The 19174-nt window shown below is 45.0% G+C and carries 14 protein-coding genes and 1 pseudogene; 6 read left to right on the forward strand and 9 right to left on the reverse strand.

Features of this window, described 5'->3' with window-relative positions; translation table 11 throughout:
• Positions 1-106 precede the first annotated feature (106 nt).
• A complete protein-coding gene (locus tag KFE98_20850) occupies positions 107-796 on the reverse strand; it encodes an arylesterase (protein ID UTW62422.1) in 690 nt (229 codons plus the stop codon).
• Between the two features lie 273 nt (positions 797-1069).
• On the opposite strand from KFE98_20850, the gene KFE98_20855 reads away from it, so the two are divergent.
• The 3 genes from KFE98_20855 (at position 1070) to KFE98_20865 (ending at position 5428) form a co-directional block, all read left to right on the forward strand.
• Positions 1070-1768 carry an ABC transporter ATP-binding protein gene (locus tag KFE98_20855; GenBank protein UTW62423.1) on the forward strand — a complete coding sequence of 233 codons (699 nt, stop codon included), beginning with the start codon at positions 1070-1072 and terminating at the stop codon, positions 1766-1768.
• Positions 1765-4284, forward strand: a complete 2520-nt coding sequence (locus tag KFE98_20860) for an ABC transporter permease (protein ID UTW62424.1) — start codon at positions 1765-1767, stop codon at positions 4282-4284. Before KFE98_20855 ends, KFE98_20860 begins: the two co-directional genes overlap by 4 nt.
• A 94-nt stretch (positions 4285-4378) precedes the next feature.
• A complete protein-coding gene (locus KFE98_20865; protein ID UTW62425.1) occupies positions 4379-5428 on the forward strand; it encodes an SUMF1/EgtB/PvdO family nonheme iron enzyme in 1050 nt (349 codons plus the stop codon).
• A gap of 23 nt (positions 5429-5451) precedes the next feature.
• Here KFE98_20865 and KFE98_20870 read toward each other — a convergent pair.
• Positions 5452-6344: pseudogene (locus tag KFE98_20870) on the reverse strand (UDP-2,3-diacylglucosamine diphosphatase).
• A gap of 97 nt (positions 6345-6441) precedes the next feature.
• Positions 6442-7611 (reverse strand): BtaA family protein, encoded by a 1170-nt coding sequence (locus tag KFE98_20875; GenBank protein ID UTW62426.1) that lies wholly within the window; start codon positions 7609-7611, stop codon positions 6442-6444.
• A gap of 214 nt (positions 7612-7825) precedes the next feature.
• Here KFE98_20875 and KFE98_20880 point away from each other — a divergent pair, with 214 nt between their 5' ends.
• Complete coding sequence (locus KFE98_20880; protein ID UTW62427.1) at positions 7826-8950, forward strand: GNAT family N-acetyltransferase; 1125 nt, start codon at positions 7826-7828, stop codon at positions 8948-8950.
• Between the two features lie 3 nt (positions 8951-8953).
• Here KFE98_20880 and KFE98_20885 read toward each other — a convergent pair whose 3' ends face one another.
• The 3 genes from KFE98_20885 to KFE98_20895 all read right to left on the reverse strand — a co-directional run bounded on the left by KFE98_20885 (position 8954) and on the right by KFE98_20895 (position 14807).
• Positions 8954-9553, reverse strand: coding sequence for a hypothetical protein (locus tag KFE98_20885; protein ID UTW62428.1), 600 nt, complete (start codon positions 9551-9553; stop codon positions 8954-8956).
• A gap of 44 nt (positions 9554-9597) precedes the next feature.
• Positions 9598-10056, reverse strand: a complete 459-nt coding sequence (locus KFE98_20890; GenBank protein ID UTW62429.1) for a mobile mystery protein A — start codon at positions 10054-10056, stop codon at positions 9598-9600.
• Positions 10057-10196: 140 nt separating this feature from the next.
• Entirely contained in the window at positions 10197-14807 is a 4611-nt protein-coding gene (locus tag KFE98_20895) for a T9SS type A sorting domain-containing protein (protein UTW62430.1), read from the reverse strand.
• Between the two features lie 514 nt (positions 14808-15321).
• On the opposite strand from KFE98_20895, the gene KFE98_20900 reads away from it, so the two are divergent.
• Together KFE98_20900 and KFE98_20905 are read left to right on the forward strand one after the other, a co-directional pair.
• Complete coding sequence (locus tag KFE98_20900; GenBank protein ID UTW62431.1) at positions 15322-15900, forward strand: Crp/Fnr family transcriptional regulator; 579 nt, start codon at positions 15322-15324, stop codon at positions 15898-15900.
• Between the two features lie 104 nt (positions 15901-16004).
• Entirely contained in the window at positions 16005-16634 is a 630-nt protein-coding gene (locus KFE98_20905; protein ID UTW62432.1) for a hypothetical protein, read from the forward strand.
• On the opposite strand, the gene KFE98_20910 is transcribed toward KFE98_20905, so the two are convergent.
• The 3 genes from KFE98_20910 to KFE98_20920 all read right to left on the reverse strand — a co-directional run bounded on the left by KFE98_20910 (position 16631) and on the right by KFE98_20920 (position 19116).
• On the reverse strand, positions 16631-17527 hold the full coding sequence (locus KFE98_20910) for an RNA polymerase sigma factor (protein UTW62433.1): 897 nt from the start codon (positions 17525-17527) through the stop codon (positions 16631-16633). The genes KFE98_20905 and KFE98_20910 overlap by 4 nt on opposite strands.
• Positions 17524-18246 carry a hypothetical protein gene (locus tag KFE98_20915; protein ID UTW62434.1) on the reverse strand — a complete coding sequence of 241 codons (723 nt, stop codon included), beginning with the start codon at positions 18244-18246 and terminating at the stop codon, positions 17524-17526. Before KFE98_20915 ends, KFE98_20910 begins: the two co-directional genes overlap by 4 nt.
• A gap of 426 nt (positions 18247-18672) precedes the next feature.
• Complete coding sequence (locus KFE98_20920) at positions 18673-19116, reverse strand: hypothetical protein (GenBank protein ID UTW62435.1); 444 nt, start codon at positions 19114-19116, stop codon at positions 18673-18675.
• Between the last annotated feature and the right edge of the window lie 58 nt (positions 19117-19174).

Raw genomic sequence — 19174 nt, forward strand, 5'->3', positions numbered from 1 at the left:
TTTTTTGTAGAAAACAAGATTTTTTTGACGAAGTGAAATACACTGTCCAATCAATAGCAGTCTTTAACTTGCTTCAAATCAGGTAAAAATGTCTAAAGGGGGAAACTTAGTCGGTCTTCAAAAGGGGCTTTAATTCCTTCCAAACCGTTTCGGTCAATATCGCATGCCCCTCTGCCGTCGGGTGAATACCATCGGGCAAGTTGAGTTTCTGGTTACCTGCAACGCCATCCAACAAAAAGGGAACCAATGCACAGCCCGTTTCTTCTGAAATCTCCTTGAAAATGGGGTTAAATTCCCGGGTATACTCCTCTCCCATTGAAGGGGGAGACATAATTCCCAAGAGCAGCACCTTGCCTTCAGGATTGGCTTCCCGGTATATGTTGATCATTTTAATCAGGTTTGCCTTTGCCGTGGGCGGATCCAATCCTCTCAATCCGTCATTGGCTCCCAATTCCAAAACCAAAATAGACACGGGTTTTCTCAACACCCAGTCCAAACGTTCCAAGCCGCCATGTGTGGTTTCGCCCGAGTTTCCAGCATTCACGCAGGTGTAAGGCAAATTAAGCGAATCAATTCGCTGCTGTATACGGCTCACAAAGCCCAATTCCGGATCAATCCCAAAGGCCGCTGTCAGGCTGTTTCCAAAAAATACGATGGTCGATTTTTCCACTTCCTGAGCCGCTTCCGGTTGGGCCGAAGCTGTCGGAGTCTTGGCCGGCTCATTACCGCAAGAAATCAGAATAAATGAAAACCAAACAACAACAAAAACCTTGAAAATAAGAGCGCGACTTTTCATAGCCGCAAAGATAGTTGAGGCGGGGAGAATGGTCAATTTTTAAGTTAAATGATCAATTATCATCTTCAATCTTCAATCTTCAATCTCGCATCTCCAAAGACATTCGGTCTCGTCTTCGTCCTCGTTCTCCTAACCGTCGCCAAGCCTTCCACTCATCCTCGCATCTCGCTTTTCTTCTCTCTTGGCTCCCGTTCCTACAAATTCACAGGCGAATTGCGAAATCTTAACACCATTTTGAACCATATTACGGCCTCGTACGTCAATTTTGTTCTTATGAACAATTGGGCATTACGCATGGACGGAATAGGGAAATCCTATCCGACCGAAAATGGGGAACTCTGGGTATTAAAAGACATCCAATGCGAAATTCAGGCGGGAAGCATCACCTCTATCGTGGGACCTTCTGGTAGCGGAAAAACTACCCTTTTAGGTTTGAGCGCTGGCTTGGATAATCCCAGCAAAGGTCGGGTTGAAATTCTGGACAGCTCCTGGCAGGATATGAACGAAGACCAAAGAGCCAAATTCCGGAGTCAACACATCGGATTTGTTTTTCAAAATTTTGAACTTATCCCCACTCTTACTGCCCTCGAAAATGTAGAGATCCCACTCCATCTGTTAGGACAAAAAAATGCCACTCAGCGCGCCAAAGATTTGTTAACTCAGGTGGGACTTGCTCAGCGATTGAATCACTACCCTACTCAACTCTCAGGTGGAGAACAGCAGCGGGTCGCTATCGCACGAGCCTTTGCCAATTCACCCAAGATTCTTTTTGCTGATGAACCTACCGGAAACCTCGACGAGGATTCTGGTGACAACATTGAACAGTTGCTTTTTAACCTCAACCGAGAATTTGGCACCACCATGGTTTTGGTCACCCATAACCTACAATTGGCCAATCGCACCGATCGAATTATTCGACTCAAGGGTGGAAAACTGATTGCTGACGAACAACCCGTAACTCAAGCTCAATGACCTGGTTTCAGCTGTTTAAACTGGCTCTTCAAGACACCCGTCGTCAACGGAGCCGCCTGTTCATATTTTCCCTGGCCATATCCTTAGGCGTTGGAGCCGTGGTGGCCATTGGATCCTTACGCTACGACATTGAAGATCAGGTCAAAGCGGAGGCCAAAGAAATTCTGGGAGCCGACCTGGCCATAAAAGGAAATTTTGCCCTACCCGATTCGGTGTTAGCTCCATTTGAAGCAGCTGCGGAAGGAACTGCCCGGGAACGGAGTTTAGCCTCCATGGTCCGCGTAAAAGGGCGCAAAGCTCGATTGGTCAATGTGAGAGCCGCCGAAGGAGCGTTTCCTCTTTACGGAGAAATCGAACCCTTGTCGGGCGAACCCTTTGAGGCCGTGAAGACACCGGGTAAAACAGTTATTTCTAAGAACTTATCCAATCAATTGCAAATTGCCGAAGGGGATTCACTCATCATTGGATCCAGAACTTTTGTGGTGGCTGGTATTTATGACAAAGGTCCCGGACAAAGTGGAATCGCGGCCACGGTTGCTCCCGGTCTCTACATTTCCTTCGAAGAGCTGGAAGCCACCGGATTGATCACCTACGGAAGCCGGGTACGGTACTCCTATTATTACAAAATCCCCAAGAAGCAAGAATTAGAACCCCTGGTAGAAGCTCACGAAAAGAAGATCAACTTAGGCGGTAGCCGTTTGATTACGGTAGCTGCAAACCAGCGGCAAATGAGCTCGGCCTATGAAAACCTACTACGTTTCTTGAACGTGATTGGTTTTATCTCCCTCATTTTGGGCTCCCTGGCCATCTCGGCAGCCATTACGCTGTACCTGGATGCGAAAAAGCATACTGCAGCACTTCTTAAGTGCCTTGGATTTACCCAAGATCAAGTGCTGAAGGTTTATGTGATGCAAATTGTGCTCGTGAGCCTTGTTGGAGGTTTACTTGGGGCTTTGTTTGGTGTTGGCCTTCAATACCTTATTAGTTACGTTTCTCAAGAGTTTCTGCCGGTTTCCATCCCCGTTTTTCTGCGACCCGGAGTACTCTCTGTAGGGCTCCTTCTTGGGGTGTTGATCACCTTTAGTATTGCCTGGGGAAATATTCGCAACCTGGCCGGCGTTACGCCCATTCGATTGTTACGCAATCAAGCGGGTGAAGCCAAATCCATTTGGGTACGATATTCTGGGTTTATTGGACTTTTCGTAGTGCTCTTTGGAGCCGCCTGGTGGCTGATGGGTACGTGGCTTATGGCCCTGATTTATATGGGTGCTTTACTACTTACCCTCTTGTTGTTTTTCGGGGTAAGTCGCGGATTGATTTTGTTCTCTGCCAAGCTCTCTTCTCTATCCCCTTCTTATGAATGGAAGCAAGGAGTAAAGAATTTACAGCGTCCGGGAAATCAATCAACTCTATTGATATTATCCGCCGGACTCAGCTTGTTTTTGGTCCTTACCCTGTCCTTTGTTCGTTCTTCTGTGTTAAGCTATTTATCGCTTTCAGAAGAAGCGCAGCGGGCCAATGTGGTCGTTTTCGATGTAACCGAAAAACAACGTGATTCACTGCAAACCATCCTGGCCGATAACAACATCATCGTCAAAGAAGAATTGATCATGGTGCCTATGCGATTGACTTCGCTCAAAAACAGAAGCACCTTCGATTGGAAAAAAGATACCACCGCTGATATTCCCATGCATATATTCAACCGGGAATACCGGGTGACGGCACGAGACGAATTGGCCTCCAACGAAACTCTCGAAAAAGGAATCTGGCCCGCACCCACACCCGCTTCCGGAAGAGCCCCTGTCTCTTTGGAATCGAGGCTGGCTCAGCAAATGGGCGTTGAATTGGGTGATGTGCTATCGTTCAACGTATACGGCTCCATCGTGGAATGTGAAGTGGCTGCAGTTCGTTCCGTGGACTTTACCAAATTTCAAGGTGGCTTTACCGTAGTATTCCCGAGTGAAGTGATCGATGATGCGCCGAAGTCTTATGCTTACATCGCTCGTTCGCCAGATGATGAAACCTTTGCCAAGGCTCAAAATGCCTTGTTGGATCGCTTTAAAAACCTATCCCTTATTGACCTCAACACCATTCGGGAAACCCTGCAAGAGGTATTGGACAAGGTCCATTTTGCCATCAATTTCATGGCATCATTAAGTTTTATCACGGCTCTGATTGTGCTCATCATCACTTTGTACCTCACCCGATTTCAACGAATCAAAGAAGCCGTTCTTCTGCGTACGCTGGGAATATTGAGAAGGCAACTCAATCGAATCAACTTCTACGAGTTCTTCATCCTGGGTATACTGGCTCTGTTTACCGGGCTGTTTTTATCCTTGGCGGCAGCATGGTCACTCATGTTCTGGGTTTTCAATCTACCGTTTAACCCAGGATTGGAAATTGCATCCCTCATTCTTCCGGGAACACTCCTAATCATCTTGGTTATTGGTGTAGGAGTGAATCAGAGTATTCTGCGAGTACCTCCTTTGGAAATACTGCGTCGGGAAGGGGCTTGATGGGACTTATCCATCTCTCGGCATTTGTTAATAGAATAATAAATTCAGCTCTTGGGGGTTATTAGTTAGCTATATTCGCCTAAGTCCTAATTCTATGAAAACAGCCCTTGTCCTTGCCCTTATAGGCCTTTCTATTTCCCTTCCTGCCCAGGTTGACAAACAAATTCGTAAACAAGTCAATAAGTTCGAAAAGAACAACCCTTACAGCTGGATACCTTCGGGTGCCTTCCAGATTGGGGTGTCTGATCAAGATGCTCGTTCAGATGAGGCTCAGCGTGCTAAAGTGGTGGTGATAGACAGCTTTTTTATCGGGCAGTATGAGCTCACGAACTTCGAGTACAAAGAGTTTCTGTTTGACCTAAAAGAAAAGAACGATCCATCCTACGAAGCCATGTATCCGGATACCAACGTGTGGAAAAACAAATACAGCTATCAGGAACCCTATGTTACCTACTATTTTCAGCATCCAGCTTATCAACGCTATCCTGTAGTGGGAATCTCTTACAAGCAAGCCAAGGCCTATGCTCAGTGGTTAACTGAAAAATACAATGCCAACGAGGAGCGCATTTTCCAAAAAGTACAATTCCGACTTCCTACCGAACGAGAGTGGGAATATGCGGCCCGCGGCGGTTTAGATCCTGCCCCGTTTCCCTGGTTCGGGTTTCGGGTGGTGAATTCTGACGGATTGCGGATGGCCAATTTTAAATGGGTTTCTCAAGCGGGAATCAAAAGAGATTCAATGTACGTGAAACAGGAAGATGGTTCCTTGCAAAAGAAACAAATGCTGTCCACCGGAAATTTCCATCCTCCGGGCAGTCCGTATATCGATCCAAATGATCTGATGGACAATGCGGATATAACGGCTCCGGTTCGGTCCTACTTCCCCAATGATTATGGCTTGTATAACATGGCCGGAAATGTAGAAGAAATGGTGGATGCCTATTACTTCCGCAACGATCGCTCAGACTTTGATCCCGACTTGCAAGATCAACCTGTTCAAGATGCATCCGGAGTTACCCGTGGAGGCAGTTGGCGCGATCCAGGATACTACTTACAAAATGGGGTGCGTCAATACTATTCCGGACAGGATTATTCTTCTGCTGATATGGGCGTTCGGTTTGTGATGGTGGTGTTGGAGTATTGATTGCCACTCCCTGTTTACTCTAATCACGACGCCTCACTTCGCCAATTGCCATCATTGGGTTGGTTCTTTTTGCGCAGGTCTTCAAATTCTTGAATGAGTTCCTTGTACAGCTGGCTGGAGTTCATATCCACCTTATCGATGATTTCGAAAACGGCTTTGCGGCTTACGTTTTGTTTGCCAAATTCGTAAATGCTCCACTCGCCGTTGTTGTATTCCAATGAGGTTAGGTTCTCAATCCAGTCGCCGGAATTGAGGTAGGTCACACTCCCTGGTCGTTGGTTATGATTCTCTTTTCGGGCTGGTGAATATGGCCACAGCATACCACATCATATCCATTTTCAATAGCGATATCAGCCGCAGTTTGCTCAAAGTTGTTGATGAACTTAACGGCGCTCTTCACACTGTTTTTAACCCGCTTGGACAAGGAGTAGCGTTCCCGCCCCATCTTTTCGAGGGTCCAGTTCATAAAGGTGTTAATCAGAATGAGGGAATCGTATCCGATGGCTCCTAATCTGGCCAACCACTTAGAGTGTTGCATGGTGACATCAAATACGTCTCCGTGAAAAAACCACATTTTCTTCCCTCCTCGTTCCATGAGAACCTTGTTGGTAATGCGAAAACTCCCGAGCTCAAACCCTACAAATTTTCGCAGCATCTCATCGTGGTTTCCCGTGATGTAATCCACAGGTATTCCCTGACCGACAAATTCTAAAATCTGCCGAACTACCTGCATGTGACTCTTAGGCCAGTAGCGCTTGGAAAATAACCAGATGTCGATAATGTCTCCGTTAAGGATAACACGCTTGGGTTGGATACTCTTGAGGTAAATTAGAAGTTCTTTGGCCCGGCAGCCATAGGTGCCTAAGTGAACGTCTGAGATGACCACTATATCAACGGGCCTTTTCTCTTGTTTCATGAGAGTGTTTTACGCAAAATACGGTGGGTATCTTACCTGAATTTCAACGTGTTTTTATCCTTAATCTAAGTAATTATGAAGGTGAACCTTGGTGGTATTAATTCCGTGTTAGCATCAGTGTACCGGCATAGGTTCCTACCCGATCCAATACTTTGTACTTGTCCACCAATTCTTTCTCTTCTGTACAAGCGTCCCAAACAAAGTCTGGAATAAAGTCGGGCTCTGCGTGGGCCGAACGCAGCAAGAATTTGGCTCCCGGAGCAGAGTTCTCCAATATCAGCTTCCACTCTTCTTCTAAGGCCTCTTTGTTGTAAGCGGCCAACCAATCTTGGTGATCAAGCAAGACAAAGTGGGTGTACTTTCCAGGGTTGTCTTTTAAGAATCCAGCCAAAGTGGAAGTATTTAGGGAAATCCGATTTTGACGATTGCAGAGCATTCCAAAGTTTTCGGGTTTTAGGTATTCCGGCAAGCAGGTATCGGAGTACTCTCCTTTTAGGTATACATACCAGAAATAGTTATCCTCAATAGGAAGTTCGGTAAAGATGTAACGCAGACTGGCAGCTACATATTCTGACATTCCACCTGGAAAATTCTCGGTAATGATTTCTTTTTGAGAACGCGGTACACCCAACATCGACATGGTCATTTGACGGTTCATCAACCACCTAACCATTTTATTCAAAAGCTTCGGTTCCAATTCGGCATAAACTTCACGCTGACGTTCCAAAGTATCGGCTTCCAGCAGATCTTCCACCAGTTGACTGGTCTTGGGACGAGCATTAAGGTATTTACGAAATACCCAGGCAAACTGTCCAGCTGTTCCCCGGTAGTAAAAGGTCTTTTTCTTCCAGGCAAATCCGGTAAAGTAGTCAATCTTCTCATCCCAAAACAGAGCGGCTTCCGGACTTAGATAGGCCCGGATAAACTTCTCATATATCATGGTGGCTGCAGGAGTACGACCATGAAGGAAAAAGTGCGAAAACGACTCGTAGTGCATGTCTTTCAAAAAGGCCAACTTCAATTCGAGAAGGGCATTTTGTCTTCTGTTCATGTCCACACAGTGGATGGCCTTGGGTCCATCGAGCAGATAATCCAGGGCATTGCAACCAGCCGAGGTAATCATAACGATTTCACTGTCTTTGTCGATATCCATCAACTTACGGTCTACCCGGGGATCTTCCCAACAGGTATTGTAGATCAGGTTATTGGTGTGGATGGATTCGAAGAGTTTGTCGCGGAGTTGGTCTAAAGCATTCTTAAATTTCATATTCCATAGGTACTATGACGCAAAAGAACTGAGATCCCCTGAGGAAGGTGTACCGCAAGTATTATGAATCCGTAAAAAAAACGTTTTCAATATCAGCACTACAGGAACCATTAGGACACACGGCGGTAATTTTGGCTTATTCCATTCTTGACCTGTCCTTTATTAGGAGTTCACACTTTCCAGATAGCTTCGAATGTTACTATAACTCTAAACTATGAACATTTCTGCGGCCTACTACCAGTGGAATTCTACTCAACCCGAAGCGGACAAAACAAGCTTTAAGAAAACGCTGGACACGTGGAAAAAGAAAGATCTCCATCAATGGATTGACAACCTGCATGGATCCATCCATTACCTCTTTATTAACGGTAACACCGTACCCTATTACCTGCCCAATCACCGGCAGCGTCATGAAGCTTATGTCGGCAGTATTGTCAACCAATACATTGTTTATGGGCTGGAGGAGTATGAAGAAAAAAACGGTAAAAAACCTTGGATTGGTTGGTTAAAAAAAGGGGTAGCAGGCTTGTTTCGCACCCTTCAACTGGACAAAACCATCCACATCGACATGAACCTTTTGAGTACTTCCTTTGCTTCCTGCAATTCAGCATTGGACTACTGGGAGGCTTCGGCCCACCTTATGGAGCGATATCCTCGGCATGCCTTGGTTATTCGTGGAATGACCCGTCCTGAATTGATTGAACCGCTGGAAGATTATGGTTACTGGCGAATAACCAATCGAAAGATTTACCAGGTAGATATGAGTAGCGGGTTTCCGAAGAAAAAACGCCCCTTGCAGCAGGATGTGAAACGGTGGACTAAACAAGAGGATTATGAATGGCGGCCGGTGGACTACAACGACGAAAATGAACTTACCCGTATTCTGGAATTGTACCGATCCATTTACCTGGAAAAACATTCCCGACTCAACCCTCGGTATACGCCCGGATTTGTTCGCCTTGCCTTAGAGAAGCAGTGGCTAATGGGCGAAGTGTTGGTGAATGATAAAAATTACCCCGTAGCAGTTCAATTGTACCTGGTGCAAGATGGGCAAATTACCACTCCTTTTATTGGCTATGATGTGACCGTTCCCCGGGAACATCGCCTCTACCCTTTTTTAAATCTAAGATTGATGGAAAAAGCGCAATCAGGAGGCTATTTGTTAAATATGAGCTCTGGGGCGGGGACCTTTAAAAAACAACGCGGAGGGGTGGGTCAGCTCGAGTTCCTTTTGGTACACGATCGCCATTTGCCCTGGTTCAGAAGAATTCCCTGGAGGTTGCTGTCTTACTTTACGGAAAAGTATGCTCGCCCATACCTGGAAGAGCACGACGTATAGCCTTTATAGAGTTCGGGTAGCCGTACCCTTTCCACGGCGAAGATCACCCTTTATCTCAGCATATATAAAATCGAAGACCATGTCATCAACGGTTACTTCACTTGAGCAATCCACATACTTGAAAAAGCGATCATGCACGTGTCCCGCAGGAGCTCTACCGTCTACATGATCCAAGATAAAAGTGTTGTTTTCTACTTTGGCCATCACCCAGATGTGATCACCCAGATTGGCAAAGTTGGTGATCTTAATCGAGTCAGGATCATTCATAGATCGCTCAATTTGAATTTTGTACTGGCGGTGGTGAAACATAGGTTCTATGAATACGTCTCGTATAGAATCCTTTACATTCCAAGTTCCAATAAATTGATCTGCAGCATAACGGCAGGTTCCATCATCTTTCACCGCATCTGAAGCAAAATTGATGGCTTTAGAATCGGTACAGCCATGAACATACTCACAAGTACCATTATCCTTTTCGGCTTCAGCATCAAAGTTGACAGCCATTGGATCGTTACATCCTTCTTTTTTCTGACAGCTGGTAGCCGTTAGAATAAGGCCGAGGGCAAATAGGGATAGAAATCGATTGGATCGGAAAGTTTTCATCTTAAAAAGGTTTGTTCAAAGGTAGGGACAAAAAGCTAAAGTACTTAGTCCCACAAATTTCTTGGTAGTTTATACTTGAGCAAGGTAACCCGCTCTTCTATGGCGTTTTGAAGATTAGCTTCAAAGTTTTCCGGGTCATCCAGTTTTAATCGGTGGGAGGTTGGAGCCATCATGTGCATCGCCATTTGCTGAGCACGTTTTTCAATCATGGCATCAATACTTCCGTCTTTGGGAACAAATCCGTAAACCAGATCCATGTCCAAAGCTTCTGCTGCATCGCGCAGCGATTTGAGGGTGATATTTCCTTCTTTTTCTCTTTGTTCGAGTTCTTGCAGGCTTTGTTTGGTAACAAAAAGTCGCTGAGCCAATTGGCGGAGCGACATTCCTAATGCTAGTCGGGTAGCTTTGATCCAACCGGTTGGAGGTTGACTCACCTGCAAGGCAGGCGCCAGTATCTTCATCTTAAACTCCAATTGCTCGATCTGCAATTTGTTTTTTCTCATGACGCATCTTTTAGCCGTTGTCTATTATCAAAATCCTTTGTAGAGAAGAGAATTATTCGATTACACTGACTATAAATTCGGCCCGCCCCAAAGAGGGCAGGCCGAATCATTAACTAATTTTCTCAGATGAATTGAGAAATTTAACGGGTCACTTGAACCCTACTGGTTACCCGTTCATTTCCCACCTGAATATCCAGGTAATAAACGCCTACTGAATACTTACCAAGGTCCAGGGTAATCTTTTCGGCGGACACCTCAGAAAATGTGTTGAATTCCAACGTTTTTCCTAAGGACGAAAGCACCCTTACTGAAACCGTCTGCGTAGCAGGCAGGTCGAAGTCAAGGGTTACCCATTGCTGAGTAGGATTCGGATAGATGGATAACTGTTTATTGTTGATCATATCGGCAAAGCCGGTAGATGGATCGTAAAGGTCAATCTGGAAGTCGAAGGAGCATCCGTTGTCGTCAACAACGGTTACAGTGCTCACCCCGTTGCTCAAAGTTGAAGCCGTTTGACCGGTTTCACCATTGCTCCAGGTGTAAGATTGGTAAGGTGCAGTACCGCCAGATGCAGTTGCTGTAACCTCAATGTTACCCTGACCCAGGTATTGAGGCTGACTAAACTGAACCTGAACAGGATCAGGAGTACTAATTACTACAGTAGTATCAAAAGTACATCCCAACTGATCTACCAAATGAAGTTTGTACTGTCCCTTTCCAACTCCGTGAATCTGTGGAGTCTGCATGTTCTGGTAATTCCAGGAATAGTTAAATGGTCCGGTACCACCATTGATAGTTACAGCAACAGTTGTGGTATCGTAGCTACAATCCAAGGATTTATCCAAGGCAACAGCAACGGGTGAATTAGGGTCTACGAGCTTAACTTTGGCAGTTTTAACACACCCAACATGGTCAATAACTGTTACATCGTAAATCCCCTTTTCTAACCCGATTGCTTTGGAGGTGGTTTGTTGATTCGGGTCGCTCCAATTATATTGATAGGGCGGAATTCCTCCTTGTACATTAATCTCAGCACTACCGTCTGACAAAGTACAGGCAGATGGATCGTTTCCATTAGGCTGAGTAATGATAATTGTTGGATCAAGAACGTCTACTGTATCGATCGTTGTACAGTTACTCGCATCGGTTACAGATACCAGGTACTGTCCGGCAGCCAAACCTGAGTTGTTAGGAGATCCAGGGGTGTTACCTGCGCTCCAGGCGTAGGTGTATGGCTTAACGCCACTTTGAACCTGCACCGCAGCTGTACCGTTAGCATCTCCATTACAAGATGGGTAAGTCCAGTTGCTTGTAATTTCTGGGAAGGCACCCAACAGTTGTACATCATCGATCTGGTAACAACCATTGGTATCGGTAGCAGTAACTCGGTAGTCACCGGCTTTCAATTGAGAAACGGTAGCTCCAGTGCTTCCATCACTCCACTTGTACTGGAATGGGCCTGAAGTACCACCTGTTGCTTGAACATTAATGCTTCCGTCAGAGAGGCCACAAGTAGCCGCTGTAGGGGTAGAAAGAACGGAAATTGGAGCCGTCAATGTCGCGACTGTTGAATCAAAATAGTGACATCCAATTTCATCCCATACATCTACCCGGTAGGTACCTGGAGTAGTGATCAGAATAGAATCCTGAATACTTCCTGTAGCCCATTGTTGGAACGGGAAATTCTGAGTAGGCTTGATGTAGGTACCATAACCGTGGCAAACATCCGTAGATGCCGGCATTACGTCTGGTCCTCCCCAACGTCCAAAGTTGGCACGAAGCATAAGTGTGATATTGTCTACCAAAGAGTTCAAAGAAGCATCGTCTGATCTTACCCATCCTGCTCCTTGAAGAAGATCTACGTACAAAAAGCGATCTGGAGTATTACGCTCCTCGATGTAACCCAAGGTCATGTTCACTGGGTTAATCTGATCCATGGCGATGAAATACTTACCTGGCTGCAATACGCGACCGTTACATCCCATCTGCATGTGATACCAACCAGCTTGGCTGTTCAATACAACCATGGCTCGAGTAGAATCTAAAAGTTGATCCGGAGCGCCTTGAGCATCGGTGGTATACAAAAGACAACGTACAGAAGTACCAATGGTAGGATTCTGCAAGAAGAAGGATAGAGATGAAAGCGTATCCGCATTGAATACGTCAATGGTTTGTCCAAATCTGATTGGGGTGGTATTACCGATTCCAGCATCTGGAGCAGTGGCATTTTCACGAGCCATCACGGTGTCAGTTACCAATACATCGTTGTAAGCGGTATCATTATCCGTTCCGCAATCTTGTTCGGCAATAGTAGAACGAGCCATTACCTGGAAGGTTCCAACTGCGTTACCAACTAAAAGAGCTCCTTGCGACACAGTATCCTGATCGATTCTCAAAACTCCCAGGTTCTCAGAAGTAGTTGCTCCATTCAAGCTGTAGTGAATTGTGGCTTGACTAACAGTGTCCAGACCAATGGAAGCTACGGTTGCAAACAAAGGGACTCCCTGTCCTGCCGGAACCATTCCGTATCCGTGTTGTACCATACGGACCCCTGCGTCATGTTTACAAATATCAAATTCGTAAGCTCCACGGTCTGGATGCGTTGCGCTCTTGGTTTGTCCGAGCAAATCGGTAGTAATGTTGTGTGAAATAAGGGCGTTGCTGTCCAACCCAACTGAGTTAGGTCTTAAGTCTCCATTGGCAAGGTCACGGAAACGAGGATAAGCCACGTTAGAGTTGCTTCCGATGGTCACATTGGTAGTTCCATCAACTCCTGGCACACCTGCCCAGAAAGTATTGTAGTCGTTGGAAGTGTTGCTGTAAGTAGAACGGTGTCTCCAGGTAGCAGAACCTTGAAGGTTTTCCAACACGTTGTTTCGAATATAGCTATCTCTGATGGTAGAGGTATACAAAGCATAAGAGCTTCCAGAAGTTGAGCTTACGTGAACCGTGTTGTGCTCAATCTGCATGTTGTATCCATAGTAAGAGTAAATTCCATATTCGGTAGAAGTAGCATCATCGTTTACAGCAGCTACTGAGTTTCCATTGATACGGGTAGTATCTGAAGTCTGACGTCCGTAACGGTTGTTGTTGTAGGCATAAATACCTGTTCCACCACCATCGGCGAACATAAGAATGTCGTTGTAGGAGATGCTCATGTTGTTACACTCCCGAGTATCAATTGCTCTTGGAGTCCATTGAGCACTATCGTTGCGGATAACGTTGTATTCGATGTTCGCATCGAGCAACTCGTCAAAGTATACACCTACCTGGCGGAAACCGATAATGGTGTTGTAGTTTACGTTAATCTCAACATCACGATTGGCTCTGGAAGTTCCATTTCCGCGGAAGTAAACTCCGTAGTATCCACCCTGAATCGTATTGTGGTGAATGTTTACACGCTCTGCTTTTCCGCTTCTTTCATCACGAATAACGTTGTTGGAAGATGATCCAGTCGGATCAATGTGCAAATAGTTGCTATCAATTTCAATGTCGTGGTTGTGGTCGTTGAATTGAATGGCTTTGGTTGCATCATAAATTTCAATGTGATCCAATCGCAAGTAAGCCACACCTTTCAATTCCAAAGTACCATCCAATACAGCTGGATCCTGGTTTGCAGGAGCTGAAGTGATGCGTAAGGTATTGGTCATGCTTCTTCCAGGAATGTTTTCAATAGTCACATCCTCAGTAAAGATGGTGTCAAGCATTTGTAGGGTTACAGCTCCACACAATCCAAATTGCTCCAAATCGTCGATTGCATCTTGAAGCATTGGGAAATCACCTGTTCTACCTACGGTAAAGGTTCCGGAATAGGCAGCTTGGAAGGTGATGGACAAAGTATCGTTTCCGGCTTGCTCATCTGGCACTCCGTTGATGGAATCAGGATAAGCATCCAGGTTGTAAGGAGTTCCTAAAGTAACGTTGTAGTTACCCAATGTTACTGATTGCGTACGTCCAGGAGGAATCAACAACCCGGTTAACCTAGCGGTAGTTTGTGCAGTACCGTTGATATTCCAGTCGATCACTGCCGAACGAATAGTATCTGCTCCGAAGTTTCTTAATCCTACTTCTACCGCTGAAAGACCAGCACAAATAGGATTCATATCTACAATACCACCGTCATTGGTCTTCACTTCAACCAGTTCCAGGTCATCGAAAGAAAAACCATCAGAACCCGTTACGGAAGAAGCAGGGTAGTTATCGTATTGGCCAAAGCGAATTTGAGTAGTAGAGGATACTGTTTGGCTGTTGTTAGCCAGCTCCTGAACAATGTCAATTTCCCCGGAATACACCCAGTTTCCGTTAGAATTGGAAGAAAATCTGGAGGATTGATTGTAGATTACAATCCAGGAATCCGTGCTTGAACCACGAACCCATACCCGGTCACCAGAGTGAACTTCTTCCCCGTGGTCGGTCCACCAGAAGGAAAAATCGATGCGGGCAGCACCGGTGTAAGAAGAAAGGTCGAGAGTTTGGATGAAATAATTCTGAACGAAGGTTCCGTTAGGGTCTCTGTCCAGCGTTATCGCCCGATTTCCAGCATGAGAAAATCCGGTTCCGGCAGCAGTTCTCATCCGGCCACTTGTGGCCGTTATAAATTCCGTGTTTGGGATACCTAAAATGTTAGTGGTTCCCGTTCTGTAGGATGAGTCTGTGGCCGATTCAAATCCCTGCTTCCAGGGTAGGTTTACCTGAGAATTGGCACAAAAGACTAGTAACCATGTTGCCATGGCAAGCATCACTTTTTTCATGATAAATGAGTTAAATTGTTTTGGTTCTGCCCGGATTTGGAAAATTGATAATTGGGCTTCGGGCTCTCTTGTTAGTTGATACGGTTAATTAGTTGGGCTAGATGGGTCAAATGATTAAATGGTTCTTCCTGGCGTTGTTAAAAATGGCCGTTAACCCTTTGATTTAGGCAATCTTAGAGGGGTCAAAAAAAATTTAAAAAAATTTCAAAAAAGGGGGCATATCACCCCGTTTGGAGCACTTTTTAACACCCCAAAACCACCCCAAAACGCGTATTTCGCATTTTACGCAAACCCTTACCGTCAGGGGAAAGCCTGACGATTAACAAAGTCGGTAAGGGTTCGAACTGACAAAGGATGTACCGATGTAAGGATGAATACTGACTTACCCCTCTAAAATGTCAGGTTTTAAGCTGACGAAAATCCAGTCTTAGAAAACCTCAAAAATGGGATTTCGAAATCCAATTGAAAGCCAACTTGGCAAAATTGAATTGGAAGTCCGATTTTTGGTTCCGAAATGACTCAGGAAATCATTCAATATTTATCCCAATATGTGGACCTCAGTGAGGAGCTCATTCAATCGATTGAACAATCGACTTTGGTGCAATCTTTTCCCAAGGGAACCCTACTCCTAAAAGAGGGGGAAAAAGCGGATCATTCCTACTTCGTTTTAAAGGGGTGTATACGGAGCTATAAGAGTCCGGGTTACAACGAAAGGACCTTGGACTTTTTCACCGAAATGCAAATTGCCGTTCCCCTAACCTATGGAGAAGATCGTCCTTCGCCGCATTACCTGGAATGCCTTGAGGATACGCTGGTGACGGTTAGCACTCCTGAAATAGAATCGGAAGGATTTGCTAAACACCCGGAATTCGAATCGCTGTGCCGCATTATGAGTGAAAAATTCCTGAACGAAAACCAACAAGATTTCCTAGAGTTTCGCCAAGCTTCTCCTGAAGAGCGTTACCTCAATTTGCAACGCAACCGTCCAAATCTGCTTCAACGGGCGCCCCAATACCAAATCGCCAGCTATTTAGGCATGACTGCTGAATCCCTTAGCCGAATCCGAAAAAGGCAGACGAAGAAGAAGGACTGATTCGAGATTACCTACGTTGAACATTCAGAATTCTCCCCTTCGTTCTTGACGAAAGTCAATCAACCCTCCGAATGGGCCCGGGTAGTTTTGCCCAAAATCAAATCATGAAAACAAATTTTTCTACCTCATTGGCCTGTCTCCTTGTTTTTATTGGACTGGTCTCCTCTCCCCTTCTTCGTGCTCAATCGGATAGTACATTTCGTCAGTACTTCGTTGGATCCTCAGCTTTTGTATTAGTCAACCTGGTTCCCGATCAGGTCAATCCGCCGGACTTTGTTTTACTCAGTGCTGGTAAATGGCTAAATCGAAAGAACACCTTGGCGATTGAAGCTATCACCTGGAAATACAATGCCCCTTTGGGTATTCCTTATGGTCCATCCTATGAAAGTCCAGATGAAGAATTTCCAGGATATGTCCGATCATTTGGAATTGGGGTCGCCTATCAACATTATTGGTGGAAGGGACTTTATACCGCTGTTCATGTCACGCCTTTTCTTCAGCGTTATTTCGATGAAGACAATCACCACATCCAAGATGGGTTTCAACTCTTCACCGCCGGTAGGCTTGGCTATCATTTACCGTTATTCAAGAATCGCTTTTACATTGAACCCTCGGTTGCTTGTACCTTTTGGCCTGTGAATGCCAACATGCCTGAATCTTTTCAGAAAGTTGAAGACCGGTGGTCTAATTTCTTCTTCCCCGAACCGGGCTTGCATTTGGGGGTTAAATTCTAAGATTCTCGTCCGAAATCCAAGGTATCCTGAAACCGTTTGGAGTCAATTAAGTCGAGCAATTTTTTTTTGAACGCTTCACTCTCCTGGTAAGGTGCATTTTGATAAAGGGATTGGGTCATGGTATCCAGTTCCTTTTCCATTTTGTGGTGATCCTTTTCTAATATCTGTTCGATACGGCGAGTAAAATGAGACCGATATACCAAATGGTTTGGGTCCACTACCCCTGAATCAATAAAGGCCTTAGTCTTTTTAGCACACTTACATGGATTTGACGGATTAACCAAACTGCATTGATTATGCATAAAGGAGTGAAGCTGCTTACGTGCCCTGGAGAGCTTCTGGCGAAAATTGGCTGGGGTAATATCCAGAATTTCAGCACCCAAATTATGGTCCACTTCAAAAATCCCTCCCAGGGTATACACCAAGCGCTGCTCCCGATCCAAACACATGAGCATTCCCGCGGTGCAACTTAATTTGATTTCCTCCAGGATCTGTTGACTCTCCGGAGTTTCGGAATCTTGAAATGGAAAATCGTGATCCGGCATTTGATTCAATTCGCGGGCATATTGATCAAAATCTTGCACAATGTATTCGCAATGCATTTTCTTCAAGGTCAAAATATGATTGACCACAATGCGATACAGCCAGGTTCTAAAAGAAGACCTTCCTTGAAATTTGCCTAAATGGGTAATGATTTTAATGACAATTTCCTGGGTCACATCCTCGGCATCGTTTGGATCCAACACCATTTTCAACGCCACGTTATAAATGAAGGCGTAATGGTTGCGAATAAGTTGATCAAGGGCCTTGGTATTCCCATTCAGGGCATCCGATCTTAGTTGAAGATCGGATGCTTCCTGGTAGGATGTCTCGATTAGCGTTCCTTGTTTCATCGGATTTGACGGTAGAATTGCATGATCATTTCCTTGTTCATGTCAAAGTTGGAGGCAAAATCCAAATATATTGGGTCTTCCTGCAAGTCGGATTGCACCTTCTCGCATTTCTCTGCACTTTCCCAGCGGAGCAAATCCAAAAATTGGGTTTCATCTTCTATCGACTGTAAGGTTTGTACCTCCCGAATGAAATCGTACTTCCCTCCTATTTGATTCAAAACTTCAATTCTGGTTCTGTAATAATTGTCCCTATCGGCTGAGGCTACATGACCCAGGGCAAATTCCAGGATGTCACCTTCCTGGGTGGCTCGAAAATGCATCTGACCATTATGAATATCCTTGAGGTGGGCAAAGTAGGTCACCTTCTCCATATTCTGAAGGTAGTTCGCTATTTCCGGAGAACCAGATTTTTCAAATTGCTTCTGGGCTGCTTTAGCCTGATCGAGACTCGCCCACTCCGCCATATCCATGTAGATCATAGGGTCAGCCAAATTTTGAAAGGTTCTCGAGGAGAGATACCCATCAAATTCACTAAGTACGTCAATTGCCTTTTGATTGGCTTCGGTAAAGCCCGAATTGTCTTTCACTCTAAATACCGCAATTTCATATACGGTTTCCTGCTTGTTGTTTTCCATGTTTTGGGATTTTGAAAATGAGGTGGAACAACTCGCTACAGCGAGGGGGATGGCCACCATTAAATAAACAGCTAATCGCTTCATAATTTTTGTCTTTAGCGATTAGACTATTTCAAAACCCAGGTGTGACAGGATAGGGGATTTTTTTTTTACTCAAAGGAAAACAAGGTCTTTCTTTTCGAAAAAAAAGCCTACCAAAAGCCCGCACAAACCACTAACAATCAACCTGTAACAATACACAATTATTATCCTCAGAATACTCAGGTAATACTCTTCCAAATACTCTCAAATATCGCTGGATGTTTGTTTCAGATTTGATCAAAAGGACAAACAAGCTCCCGGCTGCAGATGGGTTTCTTGAACGGTTCGAACCTCCTTCTGATTGGGTTACCTCCCAAAAGGCTTACTCGAAGATCGAAGCCTTGAGGGAGGGATGATCTTCTCAAAATCATGTCCTCTTTTGGCCCTTGTCATTCTTATGCTGCTAATTTGGAGCAGAAATGCAACCGTTTACTGGATATTTGTTGACTGACGCATTCCTTTTTGTATCTCTTTCAAGAGATCATCCACGTTTTCAGTAATGGCCAGGATGTAAGCGTAATCAAAATCGAACTCCACTCGATAAGCTCCTTTTGTTTTGACAATTCGATCGATGGACTTAAGGGATATCCGATGAGTTTCCTGCTTTTTGGTCCGGACTATAAATTCATAAGGTGTGACTTCGTAGGTGGTTGATAATTTGGTTCTGAACTTTTGATCAAAATACCACCAGGCCAAATGAAGCAAGAGAATAAAGGCCACTTGGGGATACCAAAATTCCTGAAAAAACTCCCAACCGTTCTGGTAGATCGCCTTCCCCAACAGGAGCAAACCTAAAACATAGGTAATGGTGAGGTGTCTTCGATTTTTTGCGACGGCCCTTTTCTTATCGGAGATTGAAACACGGTAGATCATGGCGGGTCTGTAGCAATTATTTCCGTTGGTTAATCATGGGCTTTCAAATGCTAATATA

Source organism: bacterium SCSIO 12741 (assembly GCA_024398055.1).
Lineage (GTDB): Bacteria > Bacteroidota > Bacteroidia > Flavobacteriales_G > Salibacteraceae > SCSIO-12741.